27 protein-coding genes are annotated in these 24,418 nt (G+C 67.0%); 11 read left to right on the top strand and 16 right to left on the bottom strand.

The window, feature by feature from the left end:
• Positions 1 to 10 precede the first annotated feature (10 nt).
• Positions 11 to 1,294, bottom strand: coding sequence for a phosphopyruvate hydratase (gene eno / locus ACFFJ7_RS14500; RefSeq protein WP_166952018.1), 1,284 nt, complete (start codon positions 1,292 to 1,294; stop codon positions 11 to 13).
• Between the two features lie 431 nt (positions 1,295 to 1,725).
• Here eno and ACFFJ7_RS14495 point away from each other — a divergent pair, with 431 nt between their 5' ends.
• Positions 1,726 to 2,370, top strand: a complete 645-nt coding sequence (locus ACFFJ7_RS14495; protein ID WP_343042550.1) for a transglutaminase-like cysteine peptidase — start codon at positions 1,726 to 1,728, stop codon at positions 2,368 to 2,370.
• A 110-nt stretch (positions 2,371 to 2,480) separates the two neighbouring features.
• The gene (locus ACFFJ7_RS14490; RefSeq protein WP_166952021.1) at positions 2,481 to 3,278 is read left to right on the top strand and encodes an SDR family NAD(P)-dependent oxidoreductase; all 798 of its coding nucleotides are present in this window, start codon (positions 2,481 to 2,483) and stop codon (positions 3,276 to 3,278) included.
• A gap of 68 nt (positions 3,279 to 3,346) precedes the next feature.
• Here ACFFJ7_RS14490 and ACFFJ7_RS14485 read toward each other — a convergent pair whose 3' ends face one another.
• The 9 genes from ACFFJ7_RS14485 to ACFFJ7_RS14445 form a co-directional block, all read right to left on the bottom strand.
• Positions 3,347 to 3,763, bottom strand: a complete 417-nt coding sequence (locus ACFFJ7_RS14485; RefSeq protein WP_377593245.1) for a DUF6691 family protein — start codon at positions 3,761 to 3,763, stop codon at positions 3,347 to 3,349.
• Positions 3,764 to 3,767: 4 nt separating this feature from the next.
• Positions 3,768 to 4,193 carry a YeeE/YedE family protein gene (locus tag ACFFJ7_RS14480; protein WP_377593244.1) on the bottom strand — a complete coding sequence of 142 codons (426 nt, stop codon included), beginning with the start codon at positions 4,191 to 4,193 and terminating at the stop codon, positions 3,768 to 3,770.
• 23 nt (positions 4,194 to 4,216) lie between these two features.
• Complete coding sequence (gene rfbA / locus ACFFJ7_RS14475; RefSeq protein ID WP_166952030.1) at positions 4,217 to 5,086, bottom strand: glucose-1-phosphate thymidylyltransferase RfbA; 870 nt, start codon at positions 5,084 to 5,086, stop codon at positions 4,217 to 4,219.
• 78 nt (positions 5,087 to 5,164) lie between these two features.
• On the bottom strand, positions 5,165 to 6,064 hold the full coding sequence (gene rfbD, locus ACFFJ7_RS14470) for a dTDP-4-dehydrorhamnose reductase (protein ID WP_377593242.1): 900 nt from the start codon (positions 6,062 to 6,064) through the stop codon (positions 5,165 to 5,167).
• The gene (rfbB, locus tag ACFFJ7_RS14465; protein WP_377593239.1) at positions 6,064 to 7,131 is read right to left on the bottom strand and encodes a dTDP-glucose 4,6-dehydratase; all 1,068 of its coding nucleotides are present in this window, start codon (positions 7,129 to 7,131) and stop codon (positions 6,064 to 6,066) included. The genes rfbD and rfbB overlap by 1 nt, the downstream gene beginning before the upstream one ends.
• A 4-nt stretch (positions 7,132 to 7,135) precedes the next feature.
• Positions 7,136 to 7,699, bottom strand: coding sequence for a dTDP-4-dehydrorhamnose 3,5-epimerase (gene rfbC, locus ACFFJ7_RS14460; protein ID WP_343042552.1), 564 nt, complete (start codon positions 7,697 to 7,699; stop codon positions 7,136 to 7,138).
• A gap of 70 nt (positions 7,700 to 7,769) precedes the next feature.
• Positions 7,770 to 8,705, bottom strand: a complete 936-nt coding sequence (locus ACFFJ7_RS14455; RefSeq protein WP_377593236.1) for a metal ABC transporter permease — start codon at positions 8,703 to 8,705, stop codon at positions 7,770 to 7,772.
• Position 8,706: 1 nt separating this feature from the next.
• Positions 8,707 to 9,912, bottom strand: coding sequence for a metal ABC transporter permease (locus ACFFJ7_RS14450; RefSeq protein ID WP_377593233.1), 1,206 nt, complete (start codon positions 9,910 to 9,912; stop codon positions 8,707 to 8,709).
• 13 nt (positions 9,913 to 9,925) lie between these two features.
• Complete coding sequence (locus ACFFJ7_RS14445) at positions 9,926 to 10,750, bottom strand: metal ABC transporter ATP-binding protein (RefSeq protein ID WP_377593230.1); 825 nt, start codon at positions 10,748 to 10,750, stop codon at positions 9,926 to 9,928.
• Between the two features lie 210 nt (positions 10,751 to 10,960).
• Here ACFFJ7_RS14445 and ACFFJ7_RS14440 point away from each other — a divergent pair, with 210 nt between their 5' ends.
• From ACFFJ7_RS14440 to ACFFJ7_RS14420, 5 genes are all read left to right on the top strand, one after another.
• A complete protein-coding gene (locus ACFFJ7_RS14440; protein WP_377593228.1) occupies positions 10,961 to 12,424 on the top strand; it encodes an alkaline phosphatase in 1,464 nt (487 codons plus the stop codon).
• An 80-nt stretch (positions 12,425 to 12,504) separates the two neighbouring features.
• The gene (locus ACFFJ7_RS14435) at positions 12,505 to 12,957 is read left to right on the top strand and encodes a hypothetical protein (RefSeq protein WP_377593227.1); all 453 of its coding nucleotides are present in this window, start codon (positions 12,505 to 12,507) and stop codon (positions 12,955 to 12,957) included.
• Between the two features lie 24 nt (positions 12,958 to 12,981).
• Positions 12,982 to 13,182: a hypothetical protein gene (locus tag ACFFJ7_RS14430; protein WP_166952050.1), complete on the top strand. Its 201-nt coding sequence runs from the start codon at positions 12,982 to 12,984 to the stop codon at positions 13,180 to 13,182.
• 192 nt (positions 13,183 to 13,374) lie between these two features.
• A complete protein-coding gene (locus ACFFJ7_RS14425; RefSeq protein WP_166952052.1) occupies positions 13,375 to 14,307 on the top strand; it encodes a ring-cleaving dioxygenase in 933 nt (310 codons plus the stop codon).
• Between the two features lie 51 nt (positions 14,308 to 14,358).
• Positions 14,359 to 14,994, top strand: a complete 636-nt coding sequence (locus ACFFJ7_RS14420; RefSeq protein ID WP_377593223.1) for an alpha/beta hydrolase — start codon at positions 14,359 to 14,361, stop codon at positions 14,992 to 14,994.
• A gap of 59 nt (positions 14,995 to 15,053) precedes the next feature.
• On the opposite strand, the gene ACFFJ7_RS14415 is transcribed toward ACFFJ7_RS14420, so the two are convergent.
• Positions 15,054 to 15,971, bottom strand: a complete 918-nt coding sequence (locus tag ACFFJ7_RS14415; protein WP_377593220.1) for a LysR family transcriptional regulator — start codon at positions 15,969 to 15,971, stop codon at positions 15,054 to 15,056.
• Positions 15,972 to 16,348: 377 nt separating this feature from the next.
• Here ACFFJ7_RS14415 and ACFFJ7_RS14410 point away from each other — a divergent pair, with 377 nt between their 5' ends.
• Complete coding sequence (locus tag ACFFJ7_RS14410; protein ID WP_377593217.1) at positions 16,349 to 18,145, top strand: ABC transporter ATP-binding protein; 1,797 nt, start codon at positions 16,349 to 16,351, stop codon at positions 18,143 to 18,145.
• Between the two features lie 338 nt (positions 18,146 to 18,483).
• Positions 18,484 to 19,140 (top strand): O-methyltransferase, encoded by a 657-nt coding sequence (locus tag ACFFJ7_RS14405; RefSeq protein WP_377593215.1) that lies wholly within the window; start codon positions 18,484 to 18,486, stop codon positions 19,138 to 19,140.
• 4 nt (positions 19,141 to 19,144) lie between these two features.
• On the opposite strand, the gene ACFFJ7_RS14400 is transcribed toward ACFFJ7_RS14405, so the two are convergent.
• Positions 19,145 to 20,338 (bottom strand): MFS transporter, encoded by a 1,194-nt coding sequence (locus ACFFJ7_RS14400; RefSeq protein ID WP_377593388.1) that lies wholly within the window; start codon positions 20,336 to 20,338, stop codon positions 19,145 to 19,147.
• A 161-nt stretch (positions 20,339 to 20,499) separates the two neighbouring features.
• Positions 20,500 to 20,925, bottom strand: coding sequence for an OsmC family protein (locus ACFFJ7_RS14395; RefSeq protein WP_377593212.1), 426 nt, complete (start codon positions 20,923 to 20,925; stop codon positions 20,500 to 20,502).
• Between the two features lie 147 nt (positions 20,926 to 21,072).
• Here ACFFJ7_RS14395 and ACFFJ7_RS14390 point away from each other — a divergent pair, with 147 nt between their 5' ends.
• On the top strand, positions 21,073 to 21,444 hold the full coding sequence (locus ACFFJ7_RS14390; RefSeq protein WP_377593210.1) for a DsrE family protein: 372 nt from the start codon (positions 21,073 to 21,075) through the stop codon (positions 21,442 to 21,444).
• Here ACFFJ7_RS14390 and ACFFJ7_RS14385 read toward each other — a convergent pair.
• Entirely contained in the window at positions 21,437 to 22,300 is an 864-nt protein-coding gene (locus ACFFJ7_RS14385) for a helix-turn-helix domain-containing protein (protein ID WP_377593208.1), read from the bottom strand. The two genes, ACFFJ7_RS14390 and ACFFJ7_RS14385, sit on opposite strands and share 8 nt — an antisense overlap.
• A 69-nt stretch (positions 22,301 to 22,369) precedes the next feature.
• Here ACFFJ7_RS14385 and ACFFJ7_RS14380 point away from each other — a divergent pair, with 69 nt between their 5' ends.
• Complete coding sequence (locus tag ACFFJ7_RS14380; protein WP_377593206.1) at positions 22,370 to 23,329, top strand: threonine dehydratase; 960 nt, start codon at positions 22,370 to 22,372, stop codon at positions 23,327 to 23,329.
• 21 nt (positions 23,330 to 23,350) lie between these two features.
• Here ACFFJ7_RS14380 and ACFFJ7_RS14375 read toward each other — a convergent pair whose 3' ends face one another.
• Together ACFFJ7_RS14375 and ACFFJ7_RS14370 are read right to left on the bottom strand one after the other, a co-directional pair.
• Positions 23,351 to 23,995, bottom strand: coding sequence for a GntR family transcriptional regulator (locus ACFFJ7_RS14375; protein WP_377593205.1), 645 nt, complete (start codon positions 23,993 to 23,995; stop codon positions 23,351 to 23,353).
• A gap of 77 nt (positions 23,996 to 24,072) precedes the next feature.
• Complete coding sequence (locus tag ACFFJ7_RS14370) at positions 24,073 to 24,276, bottom strand: hypothetical protein (protein ID WP_377593203.1); 204 nt, start codon at positions 24,274 to 24,276, stop codon at positions 24,073 to 24,075.
• Between the last annotated feature and the right edge of the window lie 142 nt (positions 24,277 to 24,418).

Below are 24,418 nucleotides of genomic sequence, written 5' to 3'. Positions count from 1 at the left end.
CGCCCCTGCTTCACACGCCGGATTTCAGCGCCGCCTTGCCCGCGTACTGTGCGTAAGGGCCAAGCTCTTCCTCGATGCGGATGAGCTGGTTGTACTTGGCGATACGGTCGGAACGGCTCAGCGAACCGGTCTTGATCTGGCCGGCATTGGTCGCGACGGCGAGGTCGGCGATGGTGGCATCCTCCGTCTCGCCAGAGCGGTGCGAGATCACCGAGCGGTAGCCGTTGCGGTGCGCGAGGTCGACAGTAGCGAGCGTTTCCGTCAGCGAGCCGATCTGGTTGACCTTGACCAGCACCGCGTTGCCGACACCCTTGTCGATGCCCTGCTGCAGGCGGGTGACGTTGGTGACGAAGAGGTCATCGCCGACGAGCTGCACCCGGTCGCCGATGCGGTCGGTGAGCAGTTTCCAGCCCTCCCAGTCGTCTTCAGCAATGCCGTCTTCTATGGTGACGATGGGATACTGGCCGACGAGCTTCTCCAGATAGTCGACCTGCTCAATGGCGGAGCGCGTCTTGCCCTCGCCGGCGTAGACGTAGGAACCGTCCTTGAAGAACTCGGTCGCGGCCACGTCGAGCCCCAGCACCACGTCGTCGCCGGGCTTGTAGCCCGCCGTCTCGACGGCCTTGACGATGAAGTCGAGCGCCTCTTCCGCCGACTGCAGATTGGGCGCGAAGCCGCCTTCATCACCCACGCCGGTGTTGTGGCCGGCGGCGTGCAGAGCCTTCTTCAGCGTGTGGAAAATCTCCGAACCGACACGCACCGCCTCCCGGATCGAACCCGCGCCGACCGGCAGGATCATGAACTCCTGGAAGTCGATCGGGTTGTCAGCGTGGGCGCCACCGTTAACGATGTTCATCATCGGCACCGGCAGCACGCGGGCGGAGGTGCCGCCGACGTAACGATAGAGCGTTAGGCCCGAAGCCTCCGCCGCCGCCTTCGCCACCGCGAGCGACACGCCGAGGATGGCATTGGCGCCAAGGCGGGACTTGTTGGGCGTGCCGTCGAGCGCGATCAGCGTCTCGTCGATCTTCACCTGCTCTTCCGCCTCGAAACCGCCGATGGCCTCGAAAATCTCGTGGTTGACGGCCTCGACCGCCTTCTTCACGCCCTTGCCGCCGTAGCGGCCCGTGTCGCCATCACGCAATTCGACGGCCTCGTGCGCGCCCGTCGACGCGCCGGACGGCACGGCGGCGCGGCCCATGGAGCCGTCCTCCAGCACGACATCCACCTCGACGGTCGGGTTTCCGCGGCTGTCCAGAATTTCACGCGCAATGATATCAACGATGGCAGTCATCTAGGGCTCCTTCACCTGCGTTCGGCGGCGGTTTTCGGCTGCTGAAGCCCGGGCGGCGGGCCGCGCCGCGTCCGGAACTTCCGACATGGCGGCTTGTACGCCAAAACGCAGCCGCTGGAAACGGCCTCCGGCCACGCTTATCGTCGAGATGGTTGACATCTCCCGCCTGCCGCTGGCGTGCCGGCAGGTGGGGAACGCCCCGGCGCGCGGATGCAGGGGCATCAACCTTTCGTTAAGGTTAATGCGGAGCGTCTGCCCGCCGATCGCCTCAACACGCTGACGAATAAGGCAATATTGCGTCAATCCGCAGCTGTCCGCGCCCGATGCGCCGGCTTTGCTGCCGGACGAAGAGGGTTAACGCACGTTAACCTGTCTTGCCTCGGCGGCGACAATGATCAAAGCTAACGGAACGTTAATGATGAGGTTTCATCGTGTTCCGTGTCATCCTCCGCGCTGCGGCCGCCGCCCTCTGTCTCGCGCTTGTCCTGCCATTCGCCGCCGGCGACGCAGAGGCGAAGACGCGCCTGCCGGCGACGCCCGTCTCACAGGAGGCGTGGCAGACGGAAACGGGCCTCACCTCCCACCCCATCGGCTGGGAGGAATTCTGCCGCAAGAACGCCGCCGCCTGCCGCGTGCGTGACGACCGCCCCGGCAGCGTGGCGCTGGACGCCCGCATCTGGGCGCTGATCCTCAAGATCAACATCGACGTCAATGCCGCCGTCTCCCCCCTGTCCGACGAAGACCACTGGGGCGTGGCGGAATCGTGGGACCTGCCCGACGACGGCTACGGCGACTGCGAGGATTACGTCCTGATGAAGCGCAAGCTCCTGCACGATGCGGGCCTGCCGCTCGCCGCCCTCATGATCACCGTGGTGCGGGACCTTGAGAACGCCGGCCACGCCGTGCTGACCGTGCGCACCGATCGCGGCGATTTCGTGCTCGACAACAAGCGCAACCGCATCCTGAACTGGGCGGACACCGGCTATCGCTTCGTGAAGCGGCAGGCGAACCTCAACCCCACGCGCTGGGTTTCGCTGGGCACCACGCCGCCCACCTTCGCAACCGCCGCGCAGTGACGGCCGCGCCGGCCTTTTGACGGGCGTCATTGCCGGATGACGCACCCGACCCTAGCCTGACCCGATCCTGCTACCCGCGCCCGAGGGCGTACGATCGGAGGTTCACGGCCATGTCCGTCAATGCCACGCAAGCCGCAGATGCCCGCGTCGCCGGGAAGGTTGCCATCGTCACCGGCGCGGGGGCCGGCATCGGGCGCGAGACCGCGCTCGTGCTGGCGCGCCATGGCGCAAATGTCGCCATTTTTGACCTGACGGAAGCCGATGGGCAGGAAACCGTGCGCCTGATCGAGGCGGAGGGCAACGTCGCCCGCTTCTGGAAAGTCAACGTCGCCGTCGAAAGCGAGGTCAAAGCGGCGACGGACGCTGTCGTCACTGCCTTCGGCAAGCTCGACATTCTCGTCAACAACGCCGGCGTCACGGGCGTGGACAAGCCCACCCACGAGATCACCGAGGCGGAGTGGGACGCGGTATTCGCCGTCGATGTGAAAGGCGTGTTCTTTTCCACCAAACACGCCGTTCCGCATCTGCAGAAGAACGGCGGCGGCGCCATCGTCAACCTGTCGTCGATCTACGGCCTCATCGGCTCGCATGAGCTGACGCCCTACCATGCCGCCAAGGGCGCGGTCACGCTGATGTCGAAACAGGACGCCGTCGTCTACGGCCGCGACAACATCCGCGTCAATTCGGTGCACCCGGGCACCATCCTGACGCCACTCGTGAAGGAACTCGGCAGCCGCGGCGAGGGCGGGCTCGAAGCCTATCTCAAGCTGATGGGCGCCAAGCATCCCATCGGCCATCTGGGCGAGCCCATCGACGTCGCCAATGCAATCCTGTTCCTCGTCTCCGACGAGGCCCGCTTCATCACCGGCGCGGCGCTGACCGTCGACGGCGGTTATACGGCCGTGTAAGGCTCAGATTAACAGTTTGCACTCAATTCGATGGATCGACTTGAGTGCAAACTGCCTTAATGGCAGGGTCACGCAAGCTTTTGCGCGAACCTGCGCGCCGCCCACATGCCGAGCAGCATGGCGGGAACGAAGACGAGCGTGCCCGGCTGCGCCAGGCCGATCGCCACGAAGGCGGGGCCGGGGCAGAAGCCGCCGAGTCCCCAGCCGATGCCGAACAGCGCCGCCCCCGTCACCAGCGGGCGGTCGACATCCTTTTTCGCCGGCAGGTGAAACGCAGCGTCGAACAACGGCCGATCACGCCGGAAGGCAAGGCGATAGCCGACGAAAGCCACGACGACCGCGCCACCCATGACAAAGGCGAGCGAGGGGTCCCACGTTCCCGCGAGATCGAGAAAGTTCAGCACCTTGGCCGGGTTGCCCATGCCGGAGATCACGAGGCCGACGCCGAACAGCAGACCGAGCAGCAGGTTGATGACAACGGACATCCCGTTACCCCCCGATGACGTGGCGCAGGATGAACACGGTGACAAAGGCCGTCGCCATGAAGGTGAGGGTTGCGACGAACGAGCGCACGGACAGGCGCGACAGGCCGCAGACGCCGTGCCCGGAGGTGCAGCCGCCGCCAAGCACCGCGCCGAAGCCGACGAGAAACCCCGCCGCGATCATGAGCGGAATATTCGACGACACCGTCTGCAACACGGGCTCGCCGGTCACAGCCTCCACCGCGAAAGGCGCGGCGACGAGCCCCATAATGAAGGCGAGGCGCGCCGCGAAGCGCTCATCGATGGGAGGCAGCAGCCGGCTGGCGATGCCGCTGATGCCGGCGATGCGCCCTTCGAGCGCCATCAACAACACAGCCGAAAGCCCGATCAGCGCGCCGCCGATCAGGGAGGCCAGTGGTGTAAACTCTGTCATGACCTGCTCCTTCGCTCACCCGTTCAATCCTCGTTGGCGATCTGGATGAGATACTGGCCATAACCGCTCTTGCCCAATGCCTCGCCCAGCCGGATCAGCGCCTCGCGGTCGATCAGCCCCATTCTGTAGGCGATTTCCTCGGGGCTGGCGATGCGCTGTGCCTGCCGCGTCTCCAGCGTGCGCACGAACATAGCGGCATCGATGAGGCTGTCGTGAGTGCCGGTGTCGAGCCAGGCATAGCCGCGGTTCATCTTGCGCACTCTCAGTTGCCCGCGCTCCAGATAGGCGCGGTTGACGTCCGTGATTTCCAACTCGCCGCGCTGCGACGGTTTGAGCCCGGCTGCGATCTCGACCACCTGCGCGTCGTAGAAGTAGAGCCCGGTCACCGCCCAGTTGGAGCGCGGCCGCTTCGGCTTTTCCTCGATGGTCTCGGCCATGCCCTGCCGGTCGAACGACACGATGCCGTAGCGCTCCGGATCGCTGACATTGTAGGCGAAGATGGTGGCGCCTGCTGTCTCCCGCGCCGCCTCGCCGAGCAGTTTCTGCATCCCGGAGCCGTAGAAGATGTTGTCGCCGAGGATGAGCGCCGACGGGCCGCCGGCGACGAAATCCGCGCCGATGACATAGGCCTGGGCCAGCCCGTCCGGGCTAGGCTGCGCGGCGTAGGAGAACTGCAGCCCCCATTGCGAGCCGTCGCCCAGCAGGCGCTGGAACAGCGGCAGGTCGTAAGGCGTCGAGATGATCAGGATCTCGCGGATGCCCGCCTGCATCAGCACGCTCAGCGGATAATAGATTAATGGCTTGTCGTAGACGGGCATCAACTGTTTCGACGTCACCAGCGTCAGCGGATGCAGCCGCGTTCCCGAGCCGCCTGCCAGAACGATACCCTTCATGAAGCCGACTCTCCGTAGCGTTTTCAGAGAAAGTGGATACCACTTTTTCGGTTCGAAAACCCGTCAAGCGGAATGTTTTCAAGCGGCGCCGTACAGCCGCGCCACGCATCGCGCCAGCGACTGCCGCCAATCGGGCAGGCGAACGCCGTGTAGCTGCGCCAGTTTCGTGCCGTCGAGGCGGGAATTCTGCGGCCGGCGCGCCGGCGTCGGATACTCGGCCGTCGTGATCGGCGTCACCCTTGCCCCGCTGCCGCCGAACTGCCGGGCGAGTGCGAAGGTCTCCTCCGCCAGCTGCGCCCATGTCGCCTCGCCCGCGCCGGTGAGATGGAATATCCCGCGCAGGTCGGCGTCGCCGGGGCGCGCCAGCAGGTTCGCGGCCACGGCGACGAGCGCCTCCGCGATGTCGGGCGCGTAGGTGGGGCAGCCGTGCTGGTCGGCGACGACACGCAATTCGTCGCGCGTTTCCGCAAGCCGCAGCATGGTGAGCACGAAGTTCTTGCCGTAGGGCGCATAGACCCAGGCCGTGCGAAGGATGACATGATCGGGCGTCGCCGCCGCCACCGCCTGTTCCCCCGCCAGCTTCGACTTGCCGTAGATGCTGACAGGTCCGGTCGGGTCGTCCTCGCGATAGGGCGACGGCTTCCTGCCGTCGAAAACGTAGTCCGTGGACAGCTGGATGACCGGCACGGACAGCGCACGCGCCGCCGCCGCCACAGCGCCCGCGCCAGCCGCGTTGACGGCGAAGGCGGCCTCGGCCTCCGTCTCGGCGAGGTCGACCGCCGTGAAGGCTGCGGCGTTGACGATCGCATCGGGCCGCGTCTGCGCGAGCGCCGCCTGAACGGTGCCTGGCTCGGCTAGATCGAGTTCCGGCCGGCCGAGACGGATGATCTCGATGCCGCGCGCCGCACCCGTCCTCTCGCAAATCTCCGCGAGCGCGGTGGCGACCTGTCCGTCTCGTCCGGTCACGGCGATACGCATCAGCCCGCTCCCCCTGTCAGGCCGAGCCGCGTCCCGGCATAGACGTTCTCCCGCAGCGGCTGCCACCACCAGTCGTTATCGAGATACCAGCGCACGGTTCGTTCAAGGCCGCTGTCAAACGTCTCCCGCGCACGCCAGCCGAGTTCCGTCTCCAGCTTCGATGCGTTGATGGCGTAACGCAGGTCGTGGCCAGGCCGGTCCGCCACATGACGGATGAGCTGCGCGTGGGGCGCGCCGACGGGCACGAGGCGGTCGAGAATGGCGCAGATGGCATGGACGACCTCAAGATTGGTGCGCTCGTTGCGCCCGCCGACATTGTACTTCTCGCCGGCTTGTCCCTCGTTGAGAATCAGCCACAGTGCGCGCGCATGATCCTCCACGAAGAGCCAGTCGCGCACGTTCGCGCCGGCCCCGTAGACGGGCAGCGGCTTGCCGCCGAGCGCGTTGAGGATCATCAGCGGAATGAGCTTTTCGGGGAAGTGATACGGCCCGTAGTTGTTGGAGCAGTTGGACAGCACCACCGGCAGGCCGTAGGTGCGCTGCCAGGCGATCGCCAGATGGTCGGAAGCCGCCTTGGACGCCGAGTAGGGTGAGGACGGGTCGTAGCGTGTCGTCTCGCTGAACAGCCCCTCCGCGCCGAGCGAACCGTAAACCTCGTCGGTCGACACGTGCAGGAAGCGGAAGGCGTCGCGCGTGGCGGCATCCGCCTTCGCCAGATACGCCCGCGCGGCCTCCAGCAGGGTGAAAGTGCCGACGATGTTGGTGTCGATGAAGTCGCGCGCGGCATCGATGGAGCGGTCGACATGGCTTTCCGCCGCCAGATGCATCACACCGTCCGGCCGCACCTGCGCGAAAACCGCGTCCAGCGTCTCGCGGTCGCAGATATCCGCGCGGATGAAGCGATAGCGGGGGCTGTTCTCGATTTCCCGCAGCGAGGCGAGATTGCCGGCATAGGTCAGCTTGTCGAGGTTGACGACCTCGGCCTGCGTCTCGCGGACAAGATGGCGGCAGACGGCGGAGCCGATGAAGCCCGCCCCGCCCGTCACCAGGATGCGCGCGCGCGTCATGATGTCACGCCGTCCACGCAAAAGGGGCCGGCAGATCGGCAAGGCGCGGCAGGTTGCGGTCCTTGTCGGAAAGGATGGCTTCCGCCGGCGTCACCGGCCAGTCGATGGCGATATCCGGATCGTCGAAGGCGACGCCGGCATCGTGCTCGGCGCTGTAATAGCGCGTGACCTTGTAGGCGACGACCGTGTCGTCCTCCAGCGTGCAGAAACCGTGCAGGAACCCTTCCGGCACCCAGAGCTGCGCGCCCTCCGCCGCATCGAGCCGCGCGGCCACGTGCCGGCCGTAGGTGGGCGAGCCGGCGCGCACGTCCACCGCAACGTCGAGGATCGCCCCCTCCAGCACGCGCACGAGCTTGCCCTGCCCCGCCGGCGGGCGCTGGAAGTGCAGGCCGCGCACCGTGCCCTTGCGGCGGGAGAGCGACTGGTTGTCCTGCACGAAGCCGACATCCGCCACCTGCTCGCGAAACCGCCGGTCCGACCACGTTTCGGAAAAATGGCCGCGCGCGTCCCCGAACCGGTCGGGAATGACGAGCGCGACATCGCGGATATCGAAGGTTCTGACGATCACGGGACCCACCGGGAAAGAGGCGCGCCCACGCGCGCGCCGCTCGATCTATAACGCCCCTTCCGCGCAGGTTTCAAGCACCGCCGTCGGCCGCCTGCATACCACGGCGGTGGCGCCTGGGGCCGACAAGGCAGGCGAGCGCCAGAATCCCGCCGCTCACCGTGGCGATCATGCCGGCGGCGCTGACGCTCGACGCGAAGCCGAGCCACAGCGGCCCGTAGGCCGCAAGCACGTATCCGGCGACGGCGGCAGCCGTGGCGAAGGCGACGCTCCATGCGAGCTGCGGCAGCAGCCGGTCCGTCATCAGGCGCGCGGCGCCCGCCGGGCAGATGAACATGGCCACGACGATGATCGCGCCCACGGCGTCGAACGCCATCACCGCCACAACCGCCACCATCACCACCAGCGCGAAACCGGTAAGGCCGGGGCGTGCGCCCACGCTCTCGGCGAAGCCGGGGTCGAAAGTGCCGATGAACAGCTCCTTCCAGAACAGGGCGATGAAGGCGATCACGGCGGCGAGCGCCAGCGCCAGGCGCGACACGGGCGGCGGCAGCTCCGCCAGCGCAGCGGGGTCGAGCAGGGAACCCCAGCCGTCCGCCGCGAACCAGACGATGCTCTCCAGATTGCCGTAAAGCGCGTGCTCCACGTCGAGATGCACCTTGCCCGTATCCGTCTGTTCGAGCAGCAGCACGCCGGCCGCGAACAGCGCCGTGAACACCACGCCCATCGCCGCCCCCGGCTCGATACGCCCGGCGCGACGGACGATCTCGATCAGCACCAGCGCGGCGATCGCCGCCGCCCCTGCCCCGAGAAGCATCGCGCCCGCAGCCACCGTGCCCGTGGCGAGATAGGCCAGCACGATGCCCGGCAGGACCACATGGCTCACGGCATCACCGATCAGCGCCTGCCGACGCAACACGAGAAAATTGCCGAGCAGCGCGCAGGCCACGGAGGTGAGCACGCCCACCACCAGCGGCACCAGACCCAGCATCACGAAATCCGCGCCCATGTCAGGCCGCCCTCAGGTTGCAGCGTTGTTCGAGGTCGCGCACCACATCCGGCGGCAGCGCCTCGTTGATCGGGGTGAGGCCGTGGTAGTCGGCATTCAGGGCCTGGTCGGGAAACAGCTTGCGATAGAGGCCCCACAGCGCTTCCTCGCGGGTTGCCGCGAGCGCCGCCGAGCGCCCTTCGAGCGTGGCCGCGCCGTCCGCGCGGATATAGCCCGCCTGTCGCAGCACCTTGAGCGTCAATGGATCGTAGATCGGCTCGTCGCGCGCCAACGCCAGAAGGCCCTGACGCTCGTGCACGCGCTTGCGCAGCGCGAGCGTGGTCATCTGCCCGGCGAGAAGCCCGCGCAGCGGCGAGAACACCAGCGAGAACAGGAAGATCGCGAACGATACGAGCACGATCAGCGCGCCCGTCGGCAGCCCCGGCCCCAGCGACGAGACGACCGCGCCGAGATAGGCCGCGACAGCGCCGATGGCGGCGGCGATGAGCACCATCCGCTCCACGCGGTTGGTCCAGAAGCGCGCCGCGACCGGCGGCAGGATGGTGAGCGCCACGATCAGCACCAGCCCCGCCACCTTGAGCCCAATGACTGTGACGGCGAGCACGAGCGCCATCGTGGCAAGGTCGGTCGCCCGCACGTTGACGCCCTGCGTGGCGGCATATTCCTGATCGAAGCACACCAGCGTCAGCGGCCGGCGCAGAACGAAGATGGCGAGGCCGGTGAGCGTGGCGGCGACGGCGATCACCTCCGCCTCGCTGCGCAGCATGCCGGCCGTCGAGCCGAGCAGGAAGCCGCTGATGCCCGCCTGCCGGCCGGTGTCCATCGCCTGGATGACGGTGAGCAGCACGATGCCGAGGCCGAAGAACACCGACAGCACAGCGCCGATGGCGACATCCTCGGTGAGGCGCGTGCGGCGCGTGATCCATTCCACGGCGACGAGGCCAAGGCCGGCGCTGAGTGCGGCGCCCGCGAGCAGGCCGGGCATGAACCGCCCGTCGCCGGTCGCCAGCGCCATGACGATGAAGGCGAGCGCCAGCCCGGGCAGCGTGGCGTGAGAGATGGCATCGCTCACCAGCGAGCGCTTGCGCAGCAGCATGAAGGCGCCGATGGCGCCCGCGCTGGCGCCGAGCACGGCGGCGCCCGCCGTCACCAGCGCCGTGTTGTAGCCCGCTTGCAGAAGAAGCGCGGCAACGAAGGCATCGAGCATTGCGTTCCCCCGTTCACAGCGCCTGCGGCGACGCCGGCGCCACGCCACCGGCGTTCTCGACCGTCAGCAGCCGTCCGCCGTAGGTTTCCTGAAGGTTATCGATTGTAAAGACCTCGTCGACCGGGCCCGCGGCGACACGGCGCACGTTGATCAGCAGCACGTGGTCGAAGTATTCGGTCACGGTGCCGAGATCGTGGTGCACGCAGATGATGGTCTTGCCGGCCGCCTTGAGATCCTTGAGAACCGCGATGATGGCGCGCTCCGTCACCGCGTCGACGCCTGCGAAGGGCTCGTCCATGATGTAGAGATCGGTCTCCTGTGCAAGTGCCCGCGCGATGAACACGCGCTGCTGCTGGCCGCCGGAGAGCTGACCGATCTGCCGGTCCGCGAAGGCCGCCATGCCCACGCGCTCCAGACAGGCGAGCGCGCTGCGGCGCAGGCGCGTGCCCGCGAACCGGAACAGGCCGAGCCTGCGGTAATAGCCCATCATGACGACGTCGATGACGGTGGCGGGGAAGTCCCAGTCCACGCTGGCGCGCTGCGGCACATAGGCTATTCGCGCCATTGCCTTCTCGCGTGGCAGGCCGAACGCCGTCACCTCACCCGACAGGCGCGGCACGATGCCGAGCGCGGCCTTGATCAGCGTCGACTTGCCGGCCCCGTTGGGACCGATAATTGCAACCATCGCACCAGGCGGCGTCACGAAATCGACCGACAGGACTGCCGGCCGGCCCCCATAGCTCACCGTCAGCCCCGATATGGCGAACGGGCTTTCGGCGTTTTCACGGGCCAGCTTGCGGCCATCCCTTGCGACAAGTTGGGGCGTTACGGCGTTCATCGTGCGGATCTTCAATCTCCGGAAGACGCACACCGCCTTCCTCTTCCATCAAAGATAGCGTCATCTTCCAAAAATGCAATTGCGAATTAACTGCAATAAAGATGCGGAGTGCATATTCAGTATCCGTCTCCGGCGTCTTCGTTCTGCAATGTTATTACGATACGAAAACCACAGCGATGGACTGTCCATCCCCGCTTCTGGAGACCGATCATGACCCTTCTCAAGAACATTGCGCTCGGCCTTTGCCTCGCCTCCGCCATGGTGGCCCCGGCCCTTGCGCAGGGCACGCAAGCCAAGGGCCCGCAGGCCAAGAACGTCATCGTGATGATCACGGACGGCGCCGGCATCGAGACGTGGCGCGCGGCGAGCTTCTTCCGCCACGGCGCGCTCGGCCACGAGGTCTATGACGATTTCGACGTCAAGGTCTTCGCCTCGACCTATCCGCTCAACACCTCCAACACACCGACCAACACCCGCGAGGGGGCGGTGACCTTCAATCCGGAGAAGCTGTGGGATAATACAAAGGTTGACAGCGTGTTTGAGGGCAATCTGGGCAGCTTCCCCGGCTTCTTCGCCGGTTATGACTACGCCCGCGCCGACTTCACCGACAGCGCCGCCGCCGCCACGGCGCTCGCTTCGGGAACCAAGACCTACAACAACGCGATCAACTGGTCGAACACCGGCGAAAAGCTGAAGCACATCGGCGAATACGCGGTCGGGTCCGGCCGTTCGCTCGGCGTCATCTCCTCGGTCGAGTGGTCGCACGCCACTCCCGCCGGCTTCCTCGCCCACAACGTCAGCCGCAACGACTACGTCGGAATCGCCAAGGAAATCGTCGACAGCGGCCTGGCCACCGTGGTCCTTGGCAGCGGCCACCCGTATTACAAGGGCGACGGCACCCACGTAGAGAACCCCGACGACAAGGCCTTCCGCTTCGTCGGCGGAAAGGACACGTGGGAGCGCCTGACCGGCGGCACGACCGACTACGCCCACATCGAGACCAGGGCCGATTTCGAGGCGCTCGCCGAGGGCAAGCTCGACCTCAAGGGCAAGTCGAAGGTGATCGGCACGGCGCAGAACATCCAGACGCTGCAGTTCAACCGCCCGGGCGTCACCGCCGGCAACCTGCTTGAGAACACCCCCGATCTCACGACGATGACCAGAGGTGCGCTCAACATGCTCGAAAAGAACGACAAGGGCTTCTTCCTCATGGTCGAGGGCGGTGCCGTGGACTGGGCCGCGCACGCCAACAACCTGCCGCGCCTGATCGAGGAGCAGATCGACTTCAACGATGCGGTCAAGGCGGTCGCCGACTGGGTCGAGAACAAGAGTTCGTGGGACGAGACACTGGTCATCGTCACCACCGACCACGGCAACGGCCTGCTGCAGGGCCCCGACTCCAACGTCAACGCCTATAGCCCGATCATCAGCCAGGGTGCGGGCGCGCTTCCGCTGGTGCGTTGGAACACGGACAACCACACGCGCGAACTGGTGCCGCTCTACGCGCACGGCGTCGGCGCCGGCTACTTCGTGAAGGCCGCGAAGAAGGATGCGGGCCTCGCCGCCTACAACGTGCCGGAGGAAAACCGCGTCTACGTCGACAACACCGACGTGTTCCGCGCCGCCGCGAATGCCTTCGGCATCGAGGTGCCGGCGAAGGATGCGGGTATCTGACGCCTCCGGCGCTGAACCGCGCGTCCATCATCCGCCGAGGGCCGCCCGCAGCGGCCCTCCCCCTTCCCCGGAGACCGATCATGTCCTTCCGCCGAGGCCTTCTGGCCACTGTCCTGATTTCATTCGCCATCGGCCTGCCCGCCCACGCTGCAGAGGAGGCCAGGCCCCTGACCGCAAGCGGAAAGGCGTGGGCCACCGTCCGCAAGGCCGTCCGGCAGGGCGACACGGTGGCGGTGGAGCTGCGCTTCGAGACCGACTACGCCGGCTATTCGGGCGAGACCATCTATGAAAAGGTGGCCGACGGCGCCATCTACCTGTCGGCGGGCGACACGCGCTTTCCGCTTCTGCGCGAGAACGACAAGCCTGCGGCGCCCGACGAACTCAAGCTCAAGTTCAACTACGACCCGACGAAGAATCCACGAGTCGGCGACTGGAAGGCGCGCTTCGCCGCCCCGCCAGCCGACGCGGCCAATGTCACGCTGACGCTTCCCAACGTCGCGCCCATCGGGCCGATCACGATCAGGAACCCGTGACGCCATAAGAACCGGAGCCATATCATGAGCGAGACCACACGCACCAAGACTTTCCGCGCGCAGGGCGACACCGGCGTCGTCTATACGGTCGTCGAGACGCACACCGGCAGCGAGGCCGGCGAGACGCAGGTCACCTACGCCCTTTCGGACGGCCGCGCGGTCGAAAAGATCGGTGCCGAACAGTTCGAGATCATCGAAACCAGGGAACTGATGACCTGGATCTGAGCTGCGTCACAGGCGGCGGGCCGCCCGTATGCCGGCGGACGGCCCGCAAGTACCCCTCAAATTCCGGAAACGATGCATTTCCATCCTTTCTGTTTCAAACATGCCGATTGATGCCCAAATCACGGTCAACGAAAGACCGGCGCATTGGGCGCCCGGGATGCCCGCGCGGGGCGCGGGGACTGGAGGATCGGAATGCTTAAGCAGATCAGGGGGCTGCACCATGTCACGTCCATGGCTGCGAGCGCCAGCGGCAACAATGCGTTCTTCACGAAGACGCTCGGCCTGCGCCGCGTCAAGAAGACGGTGAACTTCGACGAGCCCAGCGTCTACCACCTCTATTATGGCGACGAGGTGGGCACGCCCGGCACGGTGATGACCTACTTCCCCTTTCCGCACATCGCGCCCGGACGGCCCGGCACCGGCGAGGTCGGCGAAACGGAGTTTTCCGTGCCGAGGGACTCGCTCGGCTACTGGCAGCAGCGGCTGACGGACAGCGGCGCGGCGGGACTGGCGCGGGACGAGGCGTTCGGCGCCCGGCGCCTGCGCTTCCTCGGCCCCGATGACGACGCCTTCGCCCTCGTCGAGACGGACGGCGATGCGCGTGCGCCCTGGACGGGCGGCGAGGTGCCCGAGGATACCGCGATCCGCGGCTTCCATGGCGCACGCCTGCGCCTTCGCAACGCCGGCGCCACGGCCGAGCTGCTGCGTTACATGGGCTATGAGCAGGTCGACGCGCGGGGCAACCTGACCCGCTTCGCGATCCCCGGCGGCAACGGCGCCGACAGGATCGATCTGGAAGAATTGCCCTCGGCCTCCAGCGCACATCTGGGGGCGGGCTCCGTCCATCACATCGCCTTCGCGGTGGAGAACCGGGCAGCACAGGCGGAGGTGCGCAAGGCGCTGCTGGATACGGGCTATCAGGTGACGCCGGTGATCGACCGCGACTACTTCTGGGCGATCTACTTCCGCACGCCGGGCGGTGTGCTGTTCGAGGTGGCGACCAACGAACCCGGCTTCGACCGGGACGAGGATACGGCCCATCTCGGCGAGGCGCTGAAGCTGCCCGTGCGCTACGAGCAGCTGCGCGGGCAGATCGAAGCCCATCTCTCCCCTCTCGAAGACTGACTGGCGGGGCCTTCGGGCCCCGCCCCCGTCTCGCATCCCATGGAGGCCACCGTGTCCCTCGATGCCTATTCCCATCTGCGTCACGACCCGGCCCCCGGCGCGCCGCTGGTGTTCGCCTTTCACGGCACCGGCGGGGACGAGCACCAGTTCTTCGGCCTGATCCGAGAGATCCTGCCGGAGGCGGGCATCGTCTCGCCCCGCGGCGACGTTTCAGAGCATGGCGCGAACCGCTTCTTCCGACGCACCGGCGAAGGCGTCTACGACATGCGGGACCTCGCCGCGCGCACGGAAAAGATGGCCGGATTCGTCGCGGCCCATCGCGCCGCGCATCCGGATGCGCCCGTGGTCGGCCTCGGCTATTCCAACGGCGCCAACATCCTCGCGTCGGTCGTCTTCCATGCGCCGGCGCTGTTCAACAGAGCGGTGCTGATGCACCCGCTCATTCCGTGGACGCCCGCGCCCGATGCGCGGCTCGCGCCGCTCGACGTCCTCATCACGGCGGGCCAGCGCGATCCCATCTGCCCATGGCCACTGTCGCAGGCGCTGATCGATTTCTTCCGCGCGCAGGGCAGCAGCGTCGCCACCAGCATCCACCCCGGCGGCCACGAAGTGCGGCAGAGCGAGCTTGGCGATGTCGAAACCTTCCTCCGGACAACAGTCGGGGGCGGCGCGACGACATCCGGATAGAGCGTGCTCAAAATAAGGAAACGAGAATCTGTTCTGTTTCAACGTAAACGGGACAGATTCTAGTCACCCCGCGCCCAAGGCGCGACGGCCAGCGACTGGACGAGATAGCCGGTGAGCGCCGTCACGCGCGCGGCACGCGGCCCGCCGGGCGGCAGGACGAGGTTGAGCGCGATACCGCCGATCTCCCATCCGGGCAGGATTTCCTCCAGCCGCCCCTCCGCCAGCTCGTCCCAGACCATGAACTCCGGCTGGAGCGCAAGCCCCTGCCCGGCCAGCAGGGCGGGGGTGAGCGCGTCCGCGTTGTTGGCCCTCACGGGGCCGCGCACGGCCACCGCGCAGTCGCCCTCCGTCTCGTGGTGAAAGCGCCAGACGTCCGGTGAGGGCAGGTTGGTGTAGATCAGGCAGGCGTGCTGCTCCAGCTCGCGCGGATGGCCGGGCCGTCCGTGTTTTTCGAGATAGGCGGGCGTCGCCACGAGCGGCCGGCGCACCGTGCACAGACGGCGCGCCCGCAGGGACGAGTCCATCAGCGCCGCGATCCGCAGCGCGACATCGAAACCGCCGGAAACGATATCGACCTGATGGTCGTCGAGGGACAGTTCGACCGTCACCTGCGGATAGCGTCGCAGAAAACCCGGAATGAGGGGCGCCAGATATTTCGTGCCGAAAGACATCGGCGCGGCAATCCGCACCGGCCCGCGCGGGCTGACGGCGGCGTCCGCCGCCTCCGCCTCCGCCGCCTCGCCCTCTGCCAGGAGGCGCATAGCCCGCTCGCGCATCGCCTCACCGGTGCGTGTCAGAGCGAGGCGCCGGGAGGTGCGGTGCAGCAGCGCGGTCCCGATGCGCGCCTCAAGGCGCGCGATGGCCTTCGATACCGTCGGCTGTGACATGCCGAGCGCCTTCGCCGCCCCGGCGAACGAGCCGGCTTCGGCGACGCGGGCGAACACCGCCCAGGCTTCGAGATCGGGAAGCTTGCTCATGCACGATCCGGAATGAATGGATGGCCGTCGTTTCCGTTTTCAACATCCGATATGTCCGCCCGTCCGCTCCCGTGTCAAGCGGCTCATGTCAAGCGGCGCCGAACAAACCGCTTGCCAGCGCGCGCATGATATGGCACCTGTTGCTGCCATCAGGTTCCGGATGAGACAGGGAGGGCTGGATGATAATCATGACCGTTGTCGCCCTCCCCGGGCCGTCCTTCCACTAGGTTGGAACGTGCCGTGGCCCGCCGCAGGCGCGGGCGTACCGGCCCCTGATCCCTTCAAGACGCTTCCTCCGCGGATGGCGGTCGTACGCCGCCCCGCCACGCTTCCCTGATCAATCTGGAGTCGGCGACCGCGCGGCGCCGAAGAATTCGATGTCCGTTCAAACCTCCACCAGGCGGCCGGAGCCGTTCCGGGCCGTCCTTGCCTTCACTTTCGGTCACTGGGCACGCCAGCCCCTCACCGTTTCCGCCATCGTCGCGGCCATCACGCTGATGACGACGGCCAACCTGTTCGTGCCCGTCTTCGCCGGGCAGCTCGTCGATGCCATAGCGCGGGCCGGGCCGGATGCGACAGAGGTGGCCACGGGGGCGCTGGCGTCCATCGTGGCTGTGGGCGTGCTGGCCGTGGCATTCCGTCATCTGGGCTTCCTCGCCATCACCCGCCTGACGCTGACGACGATGGAGCGGGTGGCGCAGGATGCCTTCGCACGCCTGCAGCGCTTCTCCACGGACTGGCACGCCAACAACTTCGCCGGCTCCACGGTGCGCAAGATCACGCGCGGCATGTGGGCGCTCGACCTGCTCACCGACACCATCCTGATCGCGCTGCTGCCCTCGCTCGTGGTGCTGTTCGGCACGACGATCCTGCTCGCGTGGCGGTGGCCGGCGATGGGGCTCGTCGTGCTCGCCGGCGCGGTGCTCTACGTCGGCGTGACGCTGTTCCTGTCGCTGCGTTTCGTCGCCCCGGCGGCCCGGCTTGCGAATGCGTGGGACACGCGCCTCGGCGGCGCGCTCGCGGACGCCATCTCCTGCAATCCCGTCGTCAAGGCGTTCGGCGCGGAACGGCGCGAGGACGACCGGCTGGCCGTGGTGCTGATGAAATGGCGCAAACGCACCCGCCGCACGTGGGTGCGCGGCACCATGTCGGGCTCCACGCAGGATGTCGTGCTGCTCGCGCTGCAGGCGTCCGTTGTCGGCTTCGTCATCTGGCTGTGGACGCAGGGCCGCGCCACGCCGGGCGACGTTACCTTCGTGCTGACGAGCTACACCGTGGTGCACGGCTATCTGCGCGACGTGGGACAGCATGTCCACAACCTCCAGCGTTCGGTCAACGACATGGAGGAACTCGTGGCCATGCACGCGCTGCCCTACGGCGTCGAGGACCGCGCCGGCGCGGGCGGGATACGGGTGGGCGCGGGCAGGATCGTCTTCGACGACGTCACCTTCCACTACGCCGGCCACGACGAACCGCTCTACCGCGACTTCTCCGTCACCATCGCGGCGGGCGAGAAAGTCGGCCTCGTCGGACGCTCCGGTTCGGGCAAGACGACGTTCATCAAGCTGATCCAGCGTCTCTACGACGTCACGGGCGGGCGCGTCACCATCGACGGCATCGATATCGCGTTGGTGACACAGTCGAGCTTGCGCGCGAACATCGCCATCGTCCAGCAGGAGCCGGTGCTGTTCCACCGCTCGCTGGCCGAAAACATCGCCTATGGCCGGCCGGGGGCGTCGATGGCGGAGATCGCGCATGCGGCGGGGCTCGCCAACGCCCACGACTTCATCGCCCGCCTGCCCCGGGGCTATGCCACGCTGGTGGGCGAACGCGGCGTGAAACTCTCCGGCGGCGAACGCCAGCGTGTCGCCCTCGCCCGCGCGTTTCTGGCGGATGCGCCGATTCTCATTCTGGACGAGGCAACGTCAAGCCTCGACTCGGAATCGGAGGCGCTGATCCAGCAGGCGATCGAACGGCTGATGCAGGGCCGCACCACAATCGTCATCGCCCACCGGCTCTCCACCGTGCGGGCGATGGACCGCATCCTCGTCTTCGACCGCGGCCGCGTGGTTGAGGAAGGTAGCCACACCGCCCTGCTGGCACGGCCCGATGGCGCCTACAAGGCGCTGTTCGACCGCCAGGTCAGCGAATTCGGCAAGAGCATGGTTGCCTGACGAGCATGGTTGCCTGACGAGCACGGTTGCATGAAAGGCGGCGAGAGATGACGGCGCGATGCCCGCCCCCTCGCCTGCCCGGCCGCAAGAGCATCGGGCCGCAAGAGTACCGGGCCTCACGACGAGATATGTCAGAGTTTTTCTCATTTTGATCGAATCAAAAAGCTAAAAACTCTTGAGCCCGCGCGGCGTTCAAGCGTTGAAAAAGCGAAGCTATTTCTGCCACGGGCAAATGCTGGAGTGTTTCTGTCTTTGACAGAAACACTCTACGATGCACCTGCATTATGCTATCCGTTATCGTGCCGTCAGCCGGCGGCACAGCATTCAGGATGGGCGCAATGACGGACCTCTGGACCGAAGTCGACGACTACCTCATCGACAGGCTCGTTCCCACCGACCCGGTTCTGGACGAGGTGCTGCGCGCCAACGCGGCGGCCGGTCTGCCGGCGATCGATGTCGCGCCGAATCAGGGCAGGCTGCTGCACATCTTCGCGCTGATGGTCGGCGCGCGCCGTATTCTGGAAATCGGCACGCTCGGTGCCTACAGCACGATCTGGCTGGCGCGCGCCCTCGGCGAGGGCGGCAGGCTGGTGACGCTGGAGGCCGATGCGGCGCACGCCGCCGTGGCGCGGGAGAATATCGGCAGGGCCGCCCTGCAGGACGTCGTGGACCTGCGCGTCGGCCCGGCGCTCGAAACCCTGCCGCAGCTCGCCGGGGAAGCGCCGTTCGACCTCGTCTTCGTCGACGCTGACAAGGAGAACAACCCGGCCTATCTCGAATGGGCGCTCAGGCTCTCCCGCCCCGGCACCGTCATCATCTGCGACAATGTCGTGCGCGACGGGGCAATCGCCGATCCAGACAGCCCGGACCCTCGCGTGCAGGGTACTCGCCGGTTCTTCGACATGGTCGCGGCCGAACCCCGTCTGGTGGCGAGCGCGATCCAGACCGTCGGCGGCAAGGGATGGGACGGCTTCGCCATCGCCGTCGTGAGATAGGCCGTCAGGCCGCCCGCACCGCGGGCAGCCGCCACAGCAGCGGCACGAGCACGAGGGCGACCGCCGGAAACACCAGCCAGTTGATCATCTCCCATCCGGAGGCCGTCAGCAGGGTGCCGGCGGAGAACGAGGCGGCGGCGACCGTGCCGAAGATCAGGAAATCGTTGGCACCCTGCACCCGCCCGCGTTCCTCCGGTGTGTGGCAGTCCGTCACCATGGCGGTGGCGCCGATGAAGCCGAAGTTCCAGCCCACGCCGAGCAGGATGAGCGAAATCCAGAAGTGGGCGAGTTCCAGCCCCATCAGCGCCACCGCGCCGGAAGCCGCGATAAGCAGCAGGCCGAGTGCCGTCACCCGCTCCTTGCCGAAGCGGGTCATGAGGTTGCCGGTGACGAAACTCGGCGCGAACATCGCCAGCACATGCCACTGGATGCCGAGCGCCGCCTCCCCCACCGTGAAGCCGCAGCCGACCATGGCGATCGGCGCCGCCGTCATCACGAAACTCATCAGCGCATAGGATACGATACCCGCGGCGATAGCCAGCATCAGGCGTGGCGAGAGCAGGAGTTCGCGCAACGAGCGGCCGTTGGCGGCATGCGCGGCACCCGCCGGCGCGGACGAGGCCGGCGGCGTGCGCAGCAGCGTGAGCACCGGCAGTGCCAGCAGCGCCAGCGCCGACTGGCTGAGGAAGCTTCCCGCGAAAGGCGCGGCGGGAAAGGCATCGCGCGTCCAGATGACGAGCTGCGGCCCGATCACCGCCGCCGCGAGACCGCCGATCATCACCCACGAGATGGCCTTGGCCTTGAGCGCGCCCGTCGCCGCGTCGGCCGCCGCGAAGCGGTAGCTCTGCACATACGCGCCATAGAAACCGGCCATGAAGGTGCCGAGACAGAAGACCACGAAGGCGGCCAGCACGATGCCGAGCGTCGCCACCAGCCCCGAGAACACGCCGATGGCCGCGCCGAGCAGATAGCCGCTCCGCCGCCCGAAACGGCGCATGATGAGGGCGGCCGGGATGGTGCCCATGGCGAGGCCCAGGCTGTAGAGGCTCACCGGCAGCGTCGCCAGCGCGGCGTCGGGCGACAACATCTGGCCGACGATACCGCCGAGCGAGATGATAATCGGCGGCCCCGCCGCACCGAGTGACTGCGCCAGCGTAAGGACAAGAATGTTTCTGCGCGCCAGCGCCTCTGCCGCCATAATGGTCTCTCTCACCCGATGCGCGTTCGTGAGGCCATCGAAGCGGCTGACGGAACGCCAGAAATCCCCTCCGGACATCAGACCGGAAAACGGATACCGTTTCCCGGAAAATTCGATGCACCGCTCAAGCGATGACGCTGTGGCCCGGTTCGCCTCCCTATTTACCCTGCAATTGATGTGATTTCCATGCCTGTTTCCAGCGCCAGGCTGACCGGACACCTTTCGGCGATCGCCATCAGCGCCGCGCGTTGCTCGTCGTCCAGCGCGCCGGTGAGGGAGATCGTACGCTCCACCGCATGCCGCACGCCGCCTTCGCCGCCCGTGGCGGCGCGGACGTGACGCACCGAGACACGCACGTCGTCGAGCGGCCACTTCTTCCGGTTCGCGTACATGCGGATCGTCATCACCGTGCAGGCCCCGATGCCGGCGAGCACGAACTCGAACGGGTCCGGCCCCGTATTGTGCCCGCCCACGGCGCCGGGCTCGTCCGCACCCATGATGTGCTGACCGATGCTGACGAACTGACCATAAGGCCCGTGACCGCTTTCCTGCACGAGAACGACATTGCGGTTTTCGACGGCTGACATGGTGGCTCCTTCCCTCGCGTGACTGCCGATTTTGTTTCATATATTTGATTGCAAAAATACGCAATATATATTACGAAACAAATATTCCGGCCATGCAGGAGATAACCGGCCGGACAGCGCTCCAACGCCCGACGAGGACAACGCATCATGAAAACTGCCGAATTCGTCGCCACGATTTTCGATGGCGCAGGCAACCCGGAGAAGGTGACCGTCGCCTTCACCATGGCGGTGAACGCGCTGACGAAGGGTCACAGCGCCGTCATCATCCTGATGGTCGAGGCGGTGCAACTCGGCAAGCCCGACGCGACGCAGGGCATGGCCATCGGCGCGCCCTTCGAGCCCGTCAGCGACCTGCTGCGGAAGTTCCTCGACGGCGGCGGCCGCATCGCCATCTGCGGTTCCTGCATGATTCACAACGGCCTCGACGCCGCGCAAATGGACCCGTGCTACACCATCATCACGGCTGCGGACGTGGTCGATCTGCTGATGAACGCCAGAGGCTCGCTGCAAATCACCTGAGCCGCCCGTCGCCATCCGGCGCGTGCCGCCGCCGGAATTCTGCCGGCGAAATGCCAAGCCGCTCGCGGAACGTCGCCGTCATGTGCGCGTGCGACGAGAAGCCCGCCGCGAGGGCGATCCCGGCGAGCCCCTGGCGGGATGTCAGCAACAGCCGGCGCGCCCGCGCGATGCGGCGGTCGATGACATAGCTGTGCGGGCTGCGCGCGGTCGCCGCCCGGAACGCGCGGGTGAAGAAGCCGGCGGAAAGGCCGAGCGCGGATGCGAGGTCTTCCACCGCCAGCGGCCCGTCGAGACGCGCCTCGATCATGTCGCTGACGGTGCGCAGCCGCGCCGGCGTCATCCAGCGCTCTGCCGCGCGGCGGCACGGCGCCGGAAAGGCCTGAAGCGCCACTCGCTCCAGCAGGTCGTGCACACCCTCCTCAACAAGCAGCGGCTCGACGGCTTCCTCCAGCAGGCGGGCGCGCAGCCGATGCGCAGCCGCGACAGCGGCGGGCAGAATGGCATCGGTGAAACGTACGGCGTTCGCGAGCGGCGTTTCAGGCGACGACTGCAGCGCCACGACGAGATATTCGCCGCCCTCGGGCGAACGGGAATAGACGTCGCAGCCTCTCGGCACGAAGGCCACGCTGTTGGGGCGCGTGTGGAACGCGCTCGGCCGGTCGCTGCCGAAAGCATGCACACCCCGCTGCAGATCGAACGCGAAACCGACGCCGTCCGTCTCCGCCACGTAGCGGGCTTCGTAGGGGCGGGCGGGCAGGAGTTCGAGGCGCGCGCTGCCGCAGACGAACAACCGCGCCGGCTCGCCCGCCGGGAGACGGCCCGCCCCGCCACGAGATGCCCTGTCATTCGATGTCATTTTTCTGAAAGACCGGCCAACGACACGACGCCACATTCGGCACGAGACACACCCTATCCGGAAACCGTCATGTTTGGCAAAAACGATCTCATCGAGGCGGCGAGCCTCGTCTACCGGCACATGCCGCCCACGCCGCAGTATAGCTGGCCGCTCCTCGACGAATGCACCGGCGCGACTGTCATCGTCAAGCACGAGAACCATACGCCGACGGGCGCCTTCAAGGTGCGCGGCGGCATCACCTTCCTCGACTGGGTGAAGCGCACGCAGCCCGGCGTGCAAGGCATCGTCACCGCCACGCGCGGCAACCACGGCCAGAGCCAGGCGCGCGCCGCGACCGCCGCCGGGTTGCGGGCGACCATCGTCGTGCCCCACGGCAACTCGCCCGGCAAGAACGCGGCCATGCGTGCGTTCGGCGCGGATGTCGTCACCTTCGGTGCGGATTTCGATGCCGCGCGCGGCGCGGCCGCCCGGCTCGCATCAAGCGAAAATCTCTTCCCGGTGCCGCCGTTTCACCGGGAGATCGTGCGCGGCGTCGCCAGCTATGCGCTGGAGCTGTTCGCAGCCGCAACTGACCTCGATACCGTCTACGTGCCCGTAGGCTGCGGCTCCGGCATCTGCGGCGTGATCGCCGCGCGCGATGCGCTCGGCCTGCGGACAAAGGTGGTGGGCGTGGTGTCGACCGAGGCCGCGGGGGCCAAGCTGTCGTTCGAGAGCGGGCGGCTCACGGCGACAGACTCCGCCGACACCATTGCGGACGGACTCGCCGTCCGGACGCCCGTGGAAGAGGCATTCGCCATCTACGCGAGAGGCGCGGACCGGATCGTGGCCGTCAGCGATGACGAAGTGCGCGAGGCCATCCGCATCCTGTTCACCGCCACCCATAACATGGCGGAGGGCGCGGGCGCGGCGGCCCTCGCCGCGCTGCTTCAGGAAAAGGAAAAGATGCGCGGCAGGAAAGTCGGGGTCGTGCTGTCGGGCGGCAACATCGATGCGCCCCTCCTTGCCGATATCCTGCAGGGTGCGGCGTAACGGCGGCATCGGCGACGGGAGCTACGCCGCCGGCCGGCCGTCGGCTGCCGCATCCGTCACCAGCCGGTCGAGCAGCGACCGGCTGACGCTCCCGATATGCTCCTCCAGCAGGGCGCACGCGCCGTCGATATCGCCGTCGGCACACCGGCGCAGGATTCCGGCGTGCTCGGCTTCCGCCCGCTCCGGATTGCCAGAGAAGGAAAGCTGGATGCGCGTGTGCCGGTCGCATTCCTGCAGCAGATTGGCGACGATCGCCAGGGCGCGCGGCTGTCCGGCGTGGCTGTAGAGAAGCATGTGAAACGCGCAGTTGAGTTCGCCCCAACGGCTGGCGCGCTTCGCGCGCAGTTCCACGCTGTATTCGTGCAGGATATCGCGCAACCGCTCGTAATCGGCGGGTGTGAGATGCGGCGCGGACGTGCGCAGCAGGCGCGGCTCCAACAGGGCGCGCAGCTCGAACAGTTCGAGGATCTCCGCCGGAGACAGCGCCACGACGATGGCGCCGCGATGCGGGTGGATCTTGACGAGCCCGTCCGCCTCAAGCTGCATGAGCGCTTCGCGCACCGGGATGCGGCTCACCCCGAATTCCGCCGCCAGCGCATCCTGCCGCAACTGGAAACCGGCGGGAAACTGGCCGTCGACGATGCGCTGGCGCAGTTCGCCCGCCACTGCGGCCGATATGGTCCTGTGGCTCCAGCGTCTTGCGCACCGGCCTTGCCGGCACGGCGGTGGCCGCAGGCGACCCTTCAGGTGTGGAAAGCCGGGATGCGGACGCCCGCGGCGGCTGCGCCGCGTTGCGGGCGCTGGTCCGCGCAGAAGTGCTTTTTGTCGAACCGCTTTTGACTGCCATCGATCATATGCCCGATGCGAGAGGAAACGCCTGCATACCACGAATTGACGGATTCGCTTGACACGGGATATTTTATACAATCTACAATATGGTCGCTCAAGAAAACTTCCAGGGAGAAAAACAATGGCATCGCAGACCGGCCAGCAAGGCGCCACCCCGGCCGTCACAAGGCAGTTCCATCCGGAATGGCCCGGCGCCGGCCTGTGAGCCGAGACCGGCCGCGGCCGGAAACGATCCCGAAG

Source organism: Pseudochelatococcus lubricantis (assembly GCF_042432495.1).
GTDB classification, from domain to species: domain Bacteria; phylum Pseudomonadota; class Alphaproteobacteria; order Rhizobiales; family Beijerinckiaceae; genus Pseudochelatococcus; species Pseudochelatococcus lubricantis.
The sequence above is the reverse complement of the archived record's forward strand: the minus strand, read 5'-3'. Positions and strand labels throughout refer to the sequence as shown.

What these genes read in the sequence shown, in the direction of transcription:
- ACFFJ7_RS14405 (WP_377593215.1), top strand. Translation starts at nt 18,484, where the DNA reads ATGACGGACCTCTGGACCGAAGTCGACGACTACCTCATCGACAGGCTC.
- ACFFJ7_RS14430 (WP_166952050.1), top strand. Translation starts at nt 12,982, where the DNA reads ATGAGCGAGACCACACGCACCAAGACTTTCCGCGCGCAGGGCGACACC.
- rfbA (WP_166952030.1), bottom strand. Translation starts at nt 5,086, where the DNA reads ATGAAGGGTATCGTTCTGGCAGGCGGCTCGGGAACGCGGCTGCATCCG.
- ACFFJ7_RS14415 (WP_377593220.1), bottom strand. Translation starts at nt 15,971, where the DNA reads ATGAGCAAGCTTCCCGATCTCGAAGCCTGGGCGGTGTTCGCCCGCGTC.
- ACFFJ7_RS14485 (WP_377593245.1), bottom strand. Translation starts at nt 3,763, where the DNA reads ATGTCCGTTGTCATCAACCTGCTGCTCGGTCTGCTGTTCGGCGTCGGC.
- ACFFJ7_RS14440 (WP_377593228.1), top strand. Translation starts at nt 10,961, where the DNA reads ATGACCCTTCTCAAGAACATTGCGCTCGGCCTTTGCCTCGCCTCCGCC.
- ACFFJ7_RS14445 (WP_377593230.1), bottom strand. Translation starts at nt 10,750, where the DNA reads ATGAACGCCGTAACGCCCCAACTTGTCGCAAGGGATGGCCGCAAGCTG.
- ACFFJ7_RS14380 (WP_377593206.1), top strand. Translation starts at nt 22,370, where the DNA reads ATGTTTGGCAAAAACGATCTCATCGAGGCGGCGAGCCTCGTCTACCGG.
- ACFFJ7_RS14490 (WP_166952021.1), top strand. Translation starts at nt 2,481, where the DNA reads ATGTCCGTCAATGCCACGCAAGCCGCAGATGCCCGCGTCGCCGGGAAG.
- ACFFJ7_RS14425 (WP_166952052.1), top strand. Translation starts at nt 13,375, where the DNA reads ATGCTTAAGCAGATCAGGGGGCTGCACCATGTCACGTCCATGGCTGCG.
- ACFFJ7_RS14385 (WP_377593208.1), bottom strand. Translation starts at nt 22,300, where the DNA reads ATGACATCGAATGACAGGGCATCTCGTGGCGGGGCGGGCCGTCTCCCG.
- ACFFJ7_RS14390 (WP_377593210.1), top strand. Translation starts at nt 21,073, where the DNA reads ATGAAAACTGCCGAATTCGTCGCCACGATTTTCGATGGCGCAGGCAAC.
- ACFFJ7_RS14435 (WP_377593227.1), top strand. Translation starts at nt 12,505, where the DNA reads ATGTCCTTCCGCCGAGGCCTTCTGGCCACTGTCCTGATTTCATTCGCC.
- ACFFJ7_RS14395 (WP_377593212.1), bottom strand. Translation starts at nt 20,925, where the DNA reads ATGTCAGCCGTCGAAAACCGCAATGTCGTTCTCGTGCAGGAAAGCGGT.
- ACFFJ7_RS14455 (WP_377593236.1), bottom strand. Translation starts at nt 8,705, where the DNA reads ATGGGCGCGGATTTCGTGATGCTGGGTCTGGTGCCGCTGGTGGTGGGC.
- eno (WP_166952018.1), bottom strand. Translation starts at nt 1,294, where the DNA reads ATGACTGCCATCGTTGATATCATTGCGCGTGAAATTCTGGACAGCCGC.
- ACFFJ7_RS14480 (WP_377593244.1), bottom strand. Translation starts at nt 4,193, where the DNA reads ATGACAGAGTTTACACCACTGGCCTCCCTGATCGGCGGCGCGCTGATC.
- ACFFJ7_RS14410 (WP_377593217.1), top strand. Translation starts at nt 16,349, where the DNA reads ATGTCCGTTCAAACCTCCACCAGGCGGCCGGAGCCGTTCCGGGCCGTC.
- rfbB (WP_377593239.1), bottom strand. Translation starts at nt 7,131, where the DNA reads ATGACGCGCGCGCGCATCCTGGTGACGGGCGGGGCGGGCTTCATCGGC.
- ACFFJ7_RS14450 (WP_377593233.1), bottom strand. Translation starts at nt 9,912, where the DNA reads ATGCTCGATGCCTTCGTTGCCGCGCTTCTTCTGCAAGCGGGCTACAAC.
- ACFFJ7_RS14400 (WP_377593388.1), bottom strand. Translation starts at nt 20,338, where the DNA reads ATGGCGGCAGAGGCGCTGGCGCGCAGAAACATTCTTGTCCTTACGCTG.
- rfbD (WP_377593242.1), bottom strand. Translation starts at nt 6,064, where the DNA reads ATGCGTATCGCCGTGACCGGACGAGACGGACAGGTCGCCACCGCGCTC.